Origin of the sequence: Pseudomonas soli (assembly GCF_900110655.1) — a bacterium.
In the GTDB taxonomy this organism is placed as follows: domain Bacteria; phylum Pseudomonadota; class Gammaproteobacteria; order Pseudomonadales; family Pseudomonadaceae; genus Aquipseudomonas; species Aquipseudomonas soli.
Genome location: NZ_FOEQ01000007.1, coordinates 232,403 through 247,153 on the forward strand (window position 1 = coordinate 232,403; position 14,751 = coordinate 247,153).

Sequence of the window (14,751 nt, forward strand, 5' to 3'; positions counted from 1 at the left end):
AGTCAGTCCAAAGGCGGAACGGGAAGCCCGCGCTTGGCGTAGAAGGCGTCGACAAAGGCGGCCAATTTACCCTGTTGAATAGCCTCGCGTAAACCGGCCATCAAGCGCTGGTAATGGCGCAAGTTGTGGATGGTATTCAGCATGCTGCTCAACATTTCGCCGCACTTGTCCAGGTGGTGCAGGTAGGCGCGGGAGAAGTTGGTGCAGGTGTAGCAATCGCAGGTCGGATCCAGCGGCGATTCATCGTGGCGATGGAACGCGTTGCGGATCTTGATCACCCCGGTATCGACGAACAGATGGCCGTTGCGCGCGTTGCGCGTGGGCATCACGCAGTCGAACATGTCGACGCCGCGGCGCACACCCTCTACAAGATCTTCCGGCTTGCCTACCCCCATAAGGTAACGAGGTTTGTCAGCCGGCATCTGCGCGGGCAGGTAGTCCAGCACCTTGATCATCTCGTGCTTGGGTTCGCCCACCGACAGGCCACCGATGGCCAGGCCATCGAAGTCGATGTTGACCAGCGCTTCCAGCGAGCGCATGCGCAGGTCCTGGTACATGCCGCCCTGGACGATGCCGAACAGCGCCGCGGTGTTGTCGCCATGGGCGTTCTTCGAGCGCTGGGCCCAGCGCAGCGACAGCTCCATCGAGGTGCGCGCCACGTCGTGCTCGGCCGGGTACGGGGTGCACTCGTCAAAGATCATCACGATGTCCGAGCCCAGGTCGCGCTGGACCTGCATGGACTCTTCCGGCCCCATGAACACCTTGGAACCGTCCACTGGCGATGCGAAGGTCACGCCTTCCTCCTTGATCTTGCGCATGGCGCCCAGGCTGAACACCTGGAAGCCACCGGAATCAGTGAGGATAGGGCCCTTCCATTGCATGAAATCGTGCAGGCCGTTGTGTTTCTTGATGACTTCGGTACCCGGGCGCAGCCACAGGTGGAAGGTGTTGCCAAGGATGATCTCGGCGCCGATGGCCTCGATATCACGCGGCAGCATGCCCTTGACCGTGCCATAGGTGCCCACCGGCATGAAGGCCGGGGTCTCGACCGTGCCACGGGGGAAGGTCAGCCGGCCGCGACGGGCCTTGCCGTCGGTGGCCAGCAGTTCGAACGACATTCGACAGGTGCGACTCATGCTTGATCCTCTGGGCCGCGTGGCGCCGGATTGCGGGTGATGAACATGGCATCACCGTAACTGAAGAAGCGGTAACCGTTCGCGACCGCCGCCGCATAGGCGGCCATGGTCTCGGGGTAACCGGCGAAGGCCGAGACCAGCATCAGCAGCGTGGACTCCGGCAGGTGGAAGTTGGTGACCAGGCAATCGACCACATGGAACGGCCGGCCCGGGAAAATGAAGATGTCGGTGTCGCCACTGAACGCCTTGAGCTCGCCATCGCGCGCCGCGCTTTCCAGCGAACGCACGCTGGTGGTGCCCACGGCGACCACCCGCCCGCCACGGGCGCGGCAGGCCTGCACGGCATCGACCACATCCTGGCTCACTTCGAGCCACTCTTTATGCATGGTGTGGTCTTCGATCTTGTCGACCCGCACCGGCTGGAAGGTACCCGCCCCTACGTGCAGGGTGACGAAGGCGCGCTCGACGCCCTTGGCGGCGATCTTTTCCAGCAGCGCCTCGTCGAAGTGCAGGCCGGCGGTGGGTGCGGCCACGGCGCCGGCGCGCTGAGCGTAGACGGTCTGGTAGCGCTCGCGGTCGGCGCCCTCGTCGGGGCGGTCGATATACGGCGGCAGCGGCATATGGCCGACGCGCTCGAGCAGTGGCAGCACCTCTTCGCTGAAACGCAGCTCGAACAAGGTATCGTGGCGGGCGACCATCTCGGCCTCGCCGCCACCGTCGATGAGGATCTGCGCGCCTTCCTTAGGCGCCTTGCTGGCACGCACATGGGCCAGCACGCGGTGGTTGTCGAGCACGCGCTCGACCAGCACTTCCAGCTTGCCGCCGGAGGCTTTCTGGCCGAACAGCCGCGCCGGGATCACCCGGGTGTTGTTGAACACCATCAGGTCGCCGGGGCGCAGGTAGTCGAGCAGGTCGGTGAACTGCTTGTGGGCCAGCTCGCCGCTGGGGCCATCGAGCACCAGCAGGCGGCTGCCATGACGCTCGACCAGTGGATGGCGGGCGATCAGGGAATCGGGGAGTTCGAAGGAAAAATCGGCGACGCGCATGATGATGTTCGGGTTCGACAGGGCCGGGAAGTTTAGCCCAATGCGTGAAAATTGACCATGAAAGCCGATTGACCACCTTGGGCGACCTCTCTATACTGCGGCGCCACAAGCCCTGATGGCGGAATTGGTAGACGCGGCGGATTCAAAATCCGTTTTCGAAAGGAGTGGGAGTTCGAGTCTCCCTCGGGGCACCAAGATCCAGAAAAAACCGACCTTATGGTCGGTTTTTTTGTGTCTGAAAACAGGTGAAGTAAAAGCACGCTATCGGCGACCAACCTTCACCGCCATAACGACAGGAAGTCCATGGCATGTCATTACCGCAATTGATCACAGGAACGCGAACAAACCTCTGGACCGTGCTGCCTGGTTTGCTCGGCGGCATGGCGGTGACCACCTGCATCTCGCCATTCGATAGGTTCTTCTGGGGAAATGTCGTCGATATCTGGGGACCGCAAGCCGCTATCCTGATCATTCTGTTAATCCTCAGGGCGCCAAAACCGGTGATCGGCGGTACAGCATTGGCGATGGCACTTTACCTGGCGCTTTTCTACCTCTGGTTTTTCACGGGCGGAAGAGGCGACGTCATGGCTTGGTTCGTCTACCTGTTCAGCTTGCCTGGGGCGCTGATCGGCGCCTGCCTGGCGCTGCGCTTGACGAAGCTGGCAGCACCACTCACCGCCCTTGCCCTGGCAGGCGCCTGGGTTGCGGCTGGCCTGGTGATCAATCAGACGATCATCTGCTCCACCCTCCTCTACTGCCTCGGGTAATCGCGCCCTGGGCGCGTGCAATGGTGAGGCCGTGGCGTATGCTGGAGCTCCATTCGAGTACGGATCGCCACCATGCCCTTGAGCCACCGCCCGGTGACACCGGCCGATGTCCCGATAATTTGCCGCTTTGCCCATGACGCCGAGGAACTGTTTTACATGTTCCCCAAAGCCACCTACCCGCTTACCCCCGTACAACTGAGCGAAGCCATTGCCCAGCGCTGCGGTTCGACAGTGATCGAGGCCGATGGCGTGATCGTTGGCTTCGCCAATTTCTACAAAGCCGAACACGGCGGCGTCTGCGCGCTGGGTAATGTGGTGGTGGCGCCGGCTGCGCGGGGTCAGGGGGTGGCACGTTATCTGGTGCAGTGCATGATCGGCCTGGCTCGCGAAGAGTTCGCAGCGCGGGAGGTCTGGGTATCGTGTTTCAATCACAACACCGCAGGGTTGCTGCTTTATCCACAGCTGGGTTTTGTACCGTTCAGGATCGAGGAGCGGCGGGCACCGGATGGGAGCCGGGTGGCGCTGGTGCAGATGAAGCAGGTGTTGGACTGAGGTTGATATGGTTTACCGGTGTGCAGTGTGGACTGGATTGAGGCTGCGTTGCAGCCATCGCGGGGCAAGCCCGCTCCCACGCTGACGATGCTCGCAATTCTGCTCACCGTGCGACAGCGCAGTAAAAAAGACCGGGTGCAAGGAGTCTGGCTGGACTAGCCATCTGTAGTGCGCAAGCGTGCGGCCTGGACATGGGACTGTGCTCGAATGATTTCATCTGCGTCACCTTCGGCCAGTACCTGTGACAGGTATTCCTGAATCGCGGCCTCTGAATCCAGTAGATCCGCAATATTGAATGACGTCAGTTCACTGGTCATGCTCGACTTCCTCAAAGTGAATGGGTCAGAGCCTAAACCATCCCCGCGAGAGAAGCCTTACCGCTTGATGTAGGCCTCTTCTTAAGTGCTGAACAGAAAAGCCACGTTACACCCTGCCCACGAATCCCAGCGAACCTTATCCTCTCCCGCGACGTCGGAACCTGCATGCCCCGCTTCGAGGTTCCCCAACGTGAAAGCCCTCCTCGCCCGCAAGTACCGCCTGGTGGTCAAGACCTTCGGCTACATCGGCTGGTCGCTGTTCTGGCTGCTGATCTGGGACGTGCTGGTCACCATCGACTTCATGCTGTTCTTCAACAGCAAGTTCAGCCTGCCGCTGATCCCGCTCACCCTGCTGGGCTCGGCGCTGGTGGTGCTGGTGAGCTTTCGCAACAGCAGTGCCTACAACCGCTGGTGGGAGGCGCGCACCTTGTGGGGGGCGCTGGTGAACAGTTCACGCAGTTTCGCCCGACAGGTGCTGACGCTGGTCGACGACCCGGCTGAGGGGCCGAACCCGGTGAAGGCGACCTTGCTGCGTCGGCATATCGCCTATGTGAACTGCCTGGCCGCCCATCTCAAGAACGAGAAATGCCCGGATGAGCTGATGGCCTTCATACCGCCCGGCGAGTTCGAACGGCGCAATCGCTCCAACAATTTTGCCAACGATATCCTCAGCGGTTCGGCGGCGCTGCTGGCCCAGGAATACCAGGCCGGGCGACTGGACAGCATCCGCCTGGCGCGTCTGGAATCGACGCTGGTGGACATGTCCAACGCCCAGGGCGGGATGGAGCGGATCGCCAATACGCCGCTGCCCTACCCTTATGTGTACTTCCCACGGCTGTTCATCACGCTGTTCTGCCTGATAGTGCCGGTGGGGCTGGTGGAGTCGCTGGGCTGGTTCACGCCGCTGGCTTCGACGGTCGTCGGCTTCATGTTGCTGGCGATCGAACGGATCGGCACGGACCTGCAGAGCCCGTTCCGCATCAGCGAGCATCAGATCCCGATGGACACGATCTGCGAGACCATCGAACGCAACCTGGAGTCGATGCAGCGTGAGGCGCAGTGTGCGGCCCGCGTGCCTTGAGCCCTCGGCCCTGCTTACTCCAGCCGTGCGTACTCCCGACAGCCTTCCCAACCGATCCCGCTCTGGGCCGTGTGCTGCAACAACCACTCCAGCGCCGGCTGGGCCTTGGGCAAGCCGTCACGGAACTGGATAACCCCCTTGCGCCACAAAAGCATCAGCGTCAGCACCCGCTGCGCCGAGGCCTCGGCGCTCAGCGGGCCGTCATCCTGAGCGTCGATGTCCCACAGTGAAACCCGCAGCTGCTGGCTGTCCAGGAACGCTTCGCCATCGGCGCGGCGCTGGCCATAGGGCGGACGGAACAGCGGCACATACTGCTCGGCCAGGTCGGCCTGCACCCGTGCCTGGCTGCGCCGCAGTGAATCCTGCCAATCCTGCCACTGGGCATGGGAGCGGTACTCCCAGCCCTGGATACCCACGCACTGGCCGGCGTACAGCTCGCCCAGCGGGCCGGCATCGCGCCGTTGCTGCAGGCGATTGCCGAGCACGAAGAAAATCCCGTCGAGCTTCTGCCGGCGCAGGTAGTCAGCCAGCGCATCGGTGCTACCGCCCTGGGGGGCGGGGCCGCTGACGAAGGTCAGCAGGAACATCCGGTCATTGAGTTCCTCGCCGTTGCGTTCACGATCGGAGAGCTTGGCCACCTCGCTGGTGGTCTGGGGAAACAGCGCAGCCTTGCGCAGCTGCTCATCCAGGTAACGGGTGTGGAACTGATGACTGGGCTCGACCCACTCGGCATAGAACGAGCCGACATCTTCGGCGAACACAGCGGCCTGTGTACGCAAATCGGACATGGATTCCACCGGGTAGCAGAACGAGGCGTCCTGTTCGCAACTGCGCTGCGCCTGCTGATAGCTGGTCCACAGACGCTGCCACAAGCGCGCCCGCACTGCCCGCACCACGGTCAGGTTGATCTGGCGCAGGCCCAGCCGGGCCTTCAGCGCCGGCTCGTCGAGCATCTCGCTTTCGTGCAGCACGCGGGCGAACGACAGGATCTCCGCCCGCGACGCCACGTCGTACAAAGCCGGGCTATTCAACTGCTCCGGCCAGCGCTCACGGTCGAAACTGACGAAATCGGCCGGGGCCGCCTGCGCGCCAAGGCTCAGGAGCCCGGCTAGCAGGGCAAACGCGATACGCACGATGTGCATTCTCCTAGAAGACTTGGCGCGCACTATAACGCGACAGCCGCCGGTTGCCTGTGGCGATGTTCGCTGACTATCGTCGCCATAGTTTGGCGTTGCGCCAGCAGCCCCGTAGAATTCGCCCGACGATTCCAGGAGCCGACCCGATGCTGACGGTGATTTCCCCCGCCAAGACCCTCGACTACGACACCCCGCCGGTGACCCAACGCCATACCTTGCCCCAGTACCTGGACGATTCCCAGGAGCTGATCGTGCAACTGCGCGAGCTGTCGCCGGCGCAAATCGCCGAGCTAATGCACCTCTCCGACAAGCTCGCCGGCCTCAATGCCGCGCGTTTCGGCAGTTGGACCCCGGATTTCACCCCGGCCAACGCCAAGCAGGCGCTACTGGCGTTCAAGGGCGACGTCTACACCGGGCTCGATGCCGAAAGTCTGGGCGAGGACGATTTCAGCTATGCCCAGGATCACCTGCGCATGCTCTCGGGCCTGTACGGCCTGCTGCGTCCGCTGGACCTGATGCAGCCCTACCGCCTGGAAATGGGCACAAAGCTGGCCAACGGCCGCGGCAAGGACCTGTATGCCTTCTGGGGCACGCGCATCAGCGAGTGGCTGAACCAGGCCCTGGCCGACCAGGGCGACGACGTGCTGCTGAACCTGGCCAGCAACGAGTACTTCAGCGCGGTGAAGAAAAGCGCCCTGAAGGCGCGGGTGATCGACGTCGACTTCAAGGACCTGAAGAACGGCCAGTACAAGATCATCAGTTTCTATGCCAAGAAAGCCCGCGGGATGATGAGCCGCTTCGTGATCCAGGAGCGGGTCAACGACCCCGAGCAGCTCAAGCGCTTCGATGCGCAGGGCTACTACTATAGTGCCGAGCAGTCGAAGCCAGATCACCTGGTGTTCCTGCGCGATCACGCTGAGGGCTGATGGCCCCGGGGGCGCTTGCGCCCCCATCCCACCCCTGCCCCGCAATAGGGCAAGCTTGCGCCTGAAAATCGCCAAATAACAGACGCCAAAAAACCATCCCCATTATCCTTATCGCAAAACGCCATAAGACCGTTCGTAGTTTTTTGACGGATTTTGAAAAAAATTTTCGCATGCTGGCATATAACCATCGCGCTTCGTTTTCACCCTTTATATACGGGGACGAAACTGCGCCGTGCTATCAGATTGAAAGTATTTCCCTCTGAAAAAATATTTAGAAATCTTTCACCGTGGGGCAACCACCTCAGGAACTTCTACTACGCCCAATGGCTCATAGCACCCGTAACGAGTTTCAAGCGCTGAACGTGAGAAATGACTTACAGATGACAAAGGGCCCCCATCCCTAACCGGCCCGAGAACTTCAACGGCGGTACAGGAAGTGCCTGAAGCCATTATCCATGCAGGAGACAAGCGCCCCTAAAATTCGTCCTAGTGGTTGATTTCAAAGGATTTATCCACTTGAAAAAACAAGCACAGCAATTCGCGAACGGCGATTTGCAATAAAGACGGCTGCATTTCAGGGCACGCCTTTTAAATATTGGCCTTTGACTGCCAACTTTGAGTGCAGAACTTTTTGCGCTCCGGATTTATTCATGCCTGCGTTCGGTGAAGTGTCAATTCGCCATGGAACCGTGCGCCCGAAAACTGCTGGTCAATCAACCCGGTCGGCTCTTCGCTGAAGGGCTGGCGTGATAAACACATGAGGTGAATGCGATGCGTATCAGCATCTTTGGTTTGGGTTATGTGGGTGCAGTCTGTGCCGGTTGCCTGTCGGCACGAGGCCATGACGTGATTGGGGTGGACGTGTCCAGCACCAAGATCGACCTGATCAACCAGGGCAAGTCGCCCATCGTCGAACCGGGCTTGGAAGAGTTGCTGCAGCAAGGCATCGCCAATGGCCGTCTGCGCGGCACCACGGACTTCGCCGAAGCCATCCGCGCCAGCGACGTGTCGATGATCTGCGTCGGCACACCGAGCAAGAAGAACGGCGACCTGGGCCTGGAATACATCGAGTCGGTGTGCCGCGAGATCGGCTACGTGCTGCGCGACACTACCCGCCGTCACACCATCGTGGTGCGCAGCACCGTGCTGCCGGGCACCGTCAAGAACGTGGTAATCCCGATCCTCGAAGACTGCTCGGGCAAGAAGGCCGGTGTCGATTTCGGCGTGGCGGTCAACCCCGAGTTCCTGCGCGAAAGCACCGCGATCAAGGACTACGACCACCCACCGATGACCGTCATCGGCGAGCTGGACAGCGCCAGCGGCGACGTCCTGCAAGCCCTGTACGAAGAACTCGATGCCCCGGTGATCCGCAAGCCGATCGAAGTGGCCGAGATGATCAAGTACACCTGCAACGTCTGGCACGCGACCAAGGTCACCTTCGCCAACGAGATCGGCAACATCGCCAAGGCGGTCGGCGTCGATGGTCGCGATGTGATGGACGTGGTCTGCCAGGACAAGGTGCTCAACCTGTCGCAGTACTACATGCGCCCAGGCTTCGCCTTCGGCGGCTCGTGCCTGCCCAAGGACGTACGTGCCCTCACGTATCGCGCCTCGAGCCTGGACGTGAAGGCGCCGCTGCTCGACTCGCTGATGCGCAGCAACGAATCCCAGGTGCAGAACGCCTTCGACATCATCGAGAGCCACGACAAGCGCAAGGTCGCCTTGTTGGGTCTGTCGTTCAAGGCCGGTACCGACGATCTTCGCGAGAGCCCGCTGGTGGAGTTGGCCGAGCGCCTGATCGGCAAGGGCTACCAGCTGGACATCTACGACCAGAACGTCGAATACGCCCGGGTGCACGGCGCCAACAAGGAATACATCGAATCGAAGATTCCGCATGTGTCCTCCTTGCTCAACGCCAACTTCGAGCAGGTGGTGAACGACGCCGACATCATCGTGCTGGGCAACCGTGACGAGAAATTCCGAGCCCTGGCCCAACAGGCGCCGGCCGGCAAGCAAGTGATCGACCTGGTCGGTTTCATGAACAAGCCAACCTGCACCACCAGCCGCACCGAAGGCATCTGCTGGTAAACCCGGTCGGGCGGCGCGTCCCTCCCCAGCGCGCCGCCCTTCCCACCCCGAATTCTCGACGGATGCCGAACATGCAAAGGTTCCAGACAGTGCTGTTGCAGTGCGCCGGCTGGCTGCTCTACATGAGCCTGCTCATGCTGATCGCCCTGGCCCTGCCCAGCGATATCTTCGATTCGCAATCGAAGCACTTCATCTTCCTGGTCGGCGCTGTCGGCATCTGGCGCTACTCCATGGGCGCCACCCACTTCATCCGCGGCATGATCTTCCTGTACCTGGTCTACCCGTACCTGCGCCGCAAGGTGCAGAAGCTCGGCCAGGCCGCCGACCCGTCGCATGTGTACCTGATGGTCACCAGCTTCCGCATCGATGCGCTGACCACCGCCCAGGTCTACAGCTCGGTGATCCGCGAGGCGATCGACTGTGGCTTCCCCACCACGGTGGTCTGCTCGCTGGTGGAGAAGTCCGACGAGTTGCTGGTCAAGAGCCTGTGGGCCAAGTACAACCCGCCCGGACACGTCACCCTGGACATCGTGCGCATCGCCGGCACCGGCAAGCGCGACGGCCTGGCCTATGGCTTCCGCGCCATCTCGCGGATGCTCCCGGACGAAAACGCCGTGGTCGCGGTGATCGACGGCGACACCGTGCTGGCCGAAGGCGTGGTGCGCAAGACCGTGCCGTGGTTCAAGCTCTACCCCAACGTCGGTGGCCTGACCACCAACGAGTTCTGCGAAGTGCGCGGCGGCTACATCATGAGCGAGTGGCACAAGCTGCGCTTCGCCCAGCGCCACATCAACATGTGCTCGATGGCCCTGAGCAAGCGCGTGCTGACCATGACCGGGCGCATGTCGATGTTCCGCGCAAGCGTAGTGACCAACCCCGAGTTCATCGCCGACGTTGAGAGCGACTCGCTGATGCACTGGCGCCTAGGCCGCTTCAAGTTCCTCACCGGCGACGACAAGTCGAGCTGGTTCAGCCTGATGCGCCTGGGCTACGACACCTTCTACGTGCCTGACGCGGCGATCAACACGGTGGAGCACCCGCCGGAAAAGAGCTTCGTCAAGGCCAGCCGCAAACTGATGTACCGCTGGTACGGCAACAACCTGCGGCAGAACTCCCGTGCCCTGGGCCTGGGCCTCAAGCGCCTGGGGCTGTTCACCAGCATCGTCCTGCTCGACCAGCGCGTGTCGATGTGGACCAGCCTGCTGGGCCTGACCGTGGCGGTGATCGCCAGCTTCAAGTTCGGCCTGCAGTTCCTGCTGGTGTACCTGCTGTGGATCGGCATCACCCGCCTGATCCTCACCATCATGCTGCTGTGCTCGGGCCACAACGTCGGCCCCGCCTACCCGCTGATCCTCTATTACAACCAGATCGTCGGCGCGGTGATGAAGATCTACGTGTTCTTCCGTCTCGACAAGCAGTCCTGGACCCGCCAGCCCACTGCCCTCAAGCGCGACCTCGCAAGTTTTCAACAATGGTTCAACACCTGGTCCTCGCGGACCATGACCTTCTCGGCCGCGAGCGTCTTCGTCGCCGTGCTGTTCATGGTCGTGTGAGCCCCCGGATCGGATAACAGGAACGAATATCGCCATGAATACCGCCGTGAACGTCAACGTCGTGCATGAATCCGAAGCGCAGCGCCAGCATGCCCGGGTGCGCATCCCCGCCAAACTGCGCTACCTGGACGGCAACCGCGAGCCACACGAGGTGAAGGTTGACGACCTGTCCGCCGGGGGCCTGTCCTTCCATGCGCCAAAGCCCCTGGCCGAAGGCGAAGTGCTGCGCGGCCGCCTGCAGTTCGTGGTCGACAACCTCGGCCTGTCGATGGACGTGGAGCTGCTGGTACGTACCAACAGCCGCGACACCGGCCGTACCGGCGCCGAGTTCCAGAACCTGGAGCCGCGCGACATCGCCACCCTGCGCCATATCATCACCAGCCATCTGTCCGGCGAGTTGATCAGCGCCGGCGACGTACTCAGTACCCTGCAGCGCGACAACTTTACCAAGGCGCGCAAGCAGAAGGACGGTGGCTCCGGCCTGACGGCCTTCGGCCGCCTGCGCGCGGTCACCGTCACCGCCGGGGTGTTCGTGGTCGGCCTGGTGGCGTTCGGCTTCGTCGCCAAATCGCTGTATGGCCTGTACTTCGTCAGCCATGCCGAAGCCGGCGTGGTCGCGGTACCCACCACCAATGTCACCATGCCCCGCGATGGCAGCGTGCAGAGCCTGGTGGAAAACGGTGCCAGCGTAGCCAAAGGCGCGCCACTGGCGACATTCAATACCAGCATGCTCGACCTGCTCAAAGGCCACCTGGACGACTCGCAACTGGAGCCGGCCAAGGTCGAGGAGCTGTTCGGCAAGCAACTCTCCGGCACCCTCACCAGCCCGTGTGACTGCGTGGTCTCGCGCCAGCTGGTGGATGACGGCCAGTACGCCAGCAAGGGCCAGCCGGTGTTCGCGCTGATCCCGCGTACCAGCACCCCGACCATCGAGGCGCGCTTCAGCTACCGCCAGTTCGATGAAGTGAAGCCGGGCACCCGGGTCAACTTCCAGATCGCCGGCGAGGATGAAGTACGCAGTGGCCGGATCACCGGCAGCTCGAGCCTGGACACCGACAACCTGGCCTCCGACATCCGCGTGCAGATCAAGCCCGACGGCGGCCTGCCGGCCGAACTCGCCGGCCGCCCGGCCTCGGTCAACAGCGACCGTGGCCCGTCGCTGAACTGGCTGATCGACAAAGCCGTGGCCCGCGGGCTGTAAGAGGATCATGCCGATGACCAGCAGACACCCCGGCTCCCACAGGGACAGCTTGCGCCTGGGGGCATGCGCCCTGGCCGCCGCCATCACCCTGGCCGGCTGCGCAGGCCTGCCCGACCAGCGCCTGGCCAACGAAGCGCTCAAGCGCGGCGACACCGCCACCGCCGAGCGCAATTACAAGGCCCTCGCCGACCTCGGCTACAGCGACGCCCAGGTCGGCCTCGCGGACATCCAGGTCAGCACCCGCGACCCGGCCAAGCTCAAGCAAGCCGAGGCCACCTACCGCGCCGCCGCTGCCACCTCGCCCCGTGCCCAGGCGCGCCTCGGCCGCCTGCTGGTGGCCAAGCCCGACAGCACCCAAGCCGAGCGCGAGGAGGCCGAAACCCTGCTCAAGCTCGCGGCGCAACGAGGTGAGACGAATACCCTGATCCCGCTGGCGATGCTCTACCTGCAACACCCGCAGAGCTTTCCCAAGGTCAACGCCCAGCAGCAGATCGACCAGTGGCGCGCCGCCGGCAACCCTGAAGCCGGCCTGGCCCAGGTGCTGCTGTATCGCACGCAAGGCACCTACGACCAGCACCTGGGCGAGGTGGAAAAGATCTGCAAGGCCGCACTGACCACGACCGATATCTGCTATGTGGAACTGGCCACCATCTATCAGAAACGTGCCCAGCCCGACCAACAGGCCGCCCTGGTGGAGCAGCTCAAGGTCGCCCATGCCCGCGGCGCCGTGCCCGCCACCCGGGTCGACAGCGTCGCCCGCGTGCTGGCCGACCGCAGCCTCGGCCAGACCGACGAGAAGACCGCCAAGGACCTGCTCGAGCAGGTCGCACCGGCCAACCCGGCGTCCTGGGTGAGCCTGGCGCAGCTGCTCTATGACTTCCCCGAACTGGGCGACACCGACCAGCTGATGACCTATATCGACAAAGGCCGCGAGACAGAACAGCCCCGCGCCGAATTGCTGCTAGGCCGGCTCTACTACGAAGGCAAGACTGTACCCGCCGATGCGCAGAAGGCCCAGGAACACCTGCAGGCTGCCGCCGATGCCGGCGAAGTCAGCGCCGACTACTACCTCGGCCAGTTGTACCGCCGTGGCTACCTGGGCCAGGTCGAGCCGCAAAAGGCCGTGGACCACCTGCTGGCCGCCGCCCGTGGTGGCCAGAACAGCGCCGACTACGCCCTGGCCCAGCTGTTCAGCGAGGGCCACGGCATCCGCCCGGCGCCGACCAATGCCTGGGTGTTCGCGCAGCTCTCCCAGGTCAACCCGACTCCACAGTCGAGCGAACTGCTGCAACAGCTCGACCAGCAGCTCACGCCCGACCAGCGCAACCAGGCCCAGCAACTGCTGGCGCAGGAGAAGCAGGCACGCGGCAGCATGGCCCAAGGCGCCAACAGCACACTGGCCATCGAAGCGCTGCAGGACGAGAAAGAAGACGTAGACGCCGAGGATTCGCTATGACGCTCAACCCCTTCGTGAAAGCCGGCATCGGCCTGGGCTTCGCCCTGCTGTGGTCGATGCCGACCCTGGCGGCGGAAACCGCGCAGAAGAACTTCGGCCTCGACGTGAAGATCACCGGCCAGTCCGAGGACGACCGTGACCTGGGCACCCGCTCCGGCGGCGACGTCAACGGCCTGGGCCTGGACCTGCGCCCCTGGGTGTACGGCGAACGCGGCAACTGGAGTGCCTTCGCCATGGGCCAGGCAGTGGCCGCCACCGACATCATCGAAACCGACACCCTGCGCCAGAACGACGACGGCACCACCAGCGACAACGGCGACGACAGCCGCAAGCCGGACAAGAGCTACCTGGCCATGCGCGAATTCTGGGTCGGCTACAGCGGCCTGACCCCCTACCCAGGTGAGCAGCTGCGCTTCGGCCGCCAGCGTCTGCGCAGCGACGATGGCATGTGGCGCGACACCAACATCGAAGCGCTGAACTGGACCTTCGATACCACTCTGCTCAAGGCCGACTTGGGCGTTGCCCAGCGCTTCAGCGAGTACCGCACCGACCTCACCGAACTGGCCCCCGAAGACAAGGACCGCACCCATGTCTACGGCAACGTCGCCACGCAATGGACACCCGGCCACTGGGTTGGCCTGCGCGCCCACCACAGCCATGACGGCGGCAGCCTGAAGAGCCCCGGCGAAACCGTCGATGCCCTCGACAAGACGCGCACCGGCGACCTCACCTGGCTGGGCCTGGAAGCCAACAGCGACGCCTACAACTGGCGCAACGACCACACTGTCAACTACTGGGGCAGCGTCACCTGGCTGACCGGCGATCGCGATACGCTCAGCAGCCAGGTGGTGGGCAACGACCAGGTCGCCACCGGCAAGCAAAGCGGTGACGTCAACGCCTGGGCAACCGATCTTGGCATCCGCCTGCGCCTCGATCCGCAGTGGCAGGTCGGTGCAGCCTACGCCCGGGGCAGCGGCGGCGGTGGCAGCAACGGCTCGAACAACTTCGAGCAGACCGGCCTTGAGAGCAACCGCTCCAACTTCACTGGCACCCGCTCGCGCGTACATCGCTTCGGTGAAGCCTTCCGCGGCGAACTGGGCAACCTGCAGGCGGCCACCCTGTTCGCCTCCTGGCAGCTGCGCGACGACTACGACGCCAGCTTCATCTACCACAAGTTCTGGCGTGTCGACGGCAAGCAGAACATCGGGTCCAGCGGCATCAACGCCGTGGTCGACGACGGCGGTATCAACCGTCCGCTGGTGCAGGGCGAGAAAGACCTCGGCCAGGAAATGGACGTGGTCGTGACCAAGTACTTCAAGCAGGGCCTGCTGCCGGCCTCGATCAGCCAGTCGATCGACGAACCGTCGGCTCTGGTGCGCCTGCGCGCCGGTGTGTTCAAGCCGGGAGACGCCTACGGCAAAGAGGCCGACTCGTACATGCACCGCGCCTTCGTCGACGTGATCTGGCGCTACTGAGGCCGGGAGAGGATAGC

The 14,751-nt window shown here is 63.2% G+C and carries 13 protein-coding genes and 1 tRNA gene; 10 read left to right on the top strand and 4 right to left on the bottom strand.

Going from position 1 to position 14,751, the window contains the following annotated elements:
• Positions 1–2: 2 nt before the first annotated feature.
• Positions 3–1,118, bottom strand: a complete 1,116-nt coding sequence (tgt, locus tag BMY03_RS17010; RefSeq protein WP_023629281.1) for a tRNA guanosine(34) transglycosylase Tgt — start codon at positions 1,116–1,118, stop codon at positions 3–5.
• Positions 1,119–1,132: 14 nt separating this feature from the next.
• Positions 1,133–2,182 (bottom strand): tRNA preQ1(34) S-adenosylmethionine ribosyltransferase-isomerase QueA, encoded by a 1,050-nt coding sequence (gene queA / locus BMY03_RS17015; RefSeq protein WP_094011727.1) that lies wholly within the window; start codon positions 2,180–2,182, stop codon positions 1,133–1,135.
• A 109-nt stretch (positions 2,183–2,291) separates the two neighbouring features.
• Here queA and BMY03_RS17020 point away from each other — a divergent pair.
• The 3 genes from BMY03_RS17020 to BMY03_RS17030 all read left to right on the top strand — a co-directional run bounded on the left by BMY03_RS17020 (position 2,292) and on the right by BMY03_RS17030 (position 3,501).
• Positions 2,292–2,376, top strand: a tRNA-Leu gene (locus BMY03_RS17020).
• A gap of 114 nt (positions 2,377–2,490) precedes the next feature.
• A complete protein-coding gene (locus tag BMY03_RS17025; protein ID WP_094011728.1) occupies positions 2,491–2,949 on the top strand; it encodes a hypothetical protein in 459 nt (152 codons plus the stop codon).
• Positions 2,950–3,021: 72 nt separating this feature from the next.
• Positions 3,022–3,501: a GNAT family N-acetyltransferase gene (locus BMY03_RS17030; RefSeq protein WP_094011729.1), complete on the top strand. Its 480-nt coding sequence runs from the start codon at positions 3,022–3,024 to the stop codon at positions 3,499–3,501.
• A 155-nt stretch (positions 3,502–3,656) separates the two neighbouring features.
• Here BMY03_RS17030 and BMY03_RS26180 read toward each other — a convergent pair whose 3' ends face one another.
• Complete coding sequence (locus BMY03_RS26180) at positions 3,657–3,818, bottom strand: helix-turn-helix domain-containing transcriptional regulator (RefSeq protein ID WP_110604816.1); 162 nt, start codon at positions 3,816–3,818, stop codon at positions 3,657–3,659.
• Between the two features lie 190 nt (positions 3,819–4,008).
• On the opposite strand from BMY03_RS26180, the gene BMY03_RS17035 reads away from it, so the two are divergent.
• Positions 4,009–4,899 carry a bestrophin family protein gene (locus BMY03_RS17035; protein ID WP_023629295.1) on the top strand — a complete coding sequence of 297 codons (891 nt, stop codon included), beginning with the start codon at positions 4,009–4,011 and terminating at the stop codon, positions 4,897–4,899.
• A gap of 14 nt (positions 4,900–4,913) precedes the next feature.
• Here the strand turns inward: BMY03_RS17035 and BMY03_RS17040 are convergent, their stop codons facing one another.
• Complete coding sequence (locus BMY03_RS17040; RefSeq protein ID WP_094011778.1) at positions 4,914–6,032, bottom strand: polysaccharide deacetylase family protein; 1,119 nt, start codon at positions 6,030–6,032, stop codon at positions 4,914–4,916.
• 149 nt (positions 6,033–6,181) lie between these two features.
• Between BMY03_RS17040 and yaaA the strand changes: the two genes are divergently transcribed.
• From yaaA to BMY03_RS17070, 6 genes are all read left to right on the top strand, one after another.
• Positions 6,182–6,961, top strand: coding sequence for a peroxide stress protein YaaA (gene yaaA, locus BMY03_RS17045; protein ID WP_094011730.1), 780 nt, complete (start codon positions 6,182–6,184; stop codon positions 6,959–6,961).
• A 771-nt stretch (positions 6,962–7,732) separates the two neighbouring features.
• On the top strand, positions 7,733–9,049 hold the full coding sequence (locus BMY03_RS17050; protein ID WP_023629296.1) for a nucleotide sugar dehydrogenase: 1,317 nt from the start codon (positions 7,733–7,735) through the stop codon (positions 9,047–9,049).
• A gap of 71 nt (positions 9,050–9,120) precedes the next feature.
• Entirely contained in the window at positions 9,121–10,602 is a 1,482-nt protein-coding gene (locus tag BMY03_RS17055) for a glycosyltransferase family 2 protein (RefSeq protein ID WP_177182921.1), read from the top strand.
• Positions 10,603–10,636: 34 nt separating this feature from the next.
• On the top strand, positions 10,637–11,803 hold the full coding sequence (locus tag BMY03_RS17060; RefSeq protein ID WP_038706777.1) for an alginate biosynthesis protein Alg44: 1,167 nt from the start codon (positions 10,637–10,639) through the stop codon (positions 11,801–11,803).
• Between the two features lie 13 nt (positions 11,804–11,816).
• Entirely contained in the window at positions 11,817–13,259 is a 1,443-nt protein-coding gene (gene algK, locus BMY03_RS17065) for an alginate biosynthesis TPR repeat lipoprotein AlgK (protein WP_094011731.1), read from the top strand.
• Positions 13,256–14,734: an alginate export family protein gene (locus tag BMY03_RS17070; protein WP_094011732.1), complete on the top strand. Its 1,479-nt coding sequence runs from the start codon at positions 13,256–13,258 to the stop codon at positions 14,732–14,734. The genes algK and BMY03_RS17070 overlap by 4 nt, the downstream gene beginning before the upstream one ends.
• Positions 14,735–14,751: the final 17 nt, after the last annotated feature.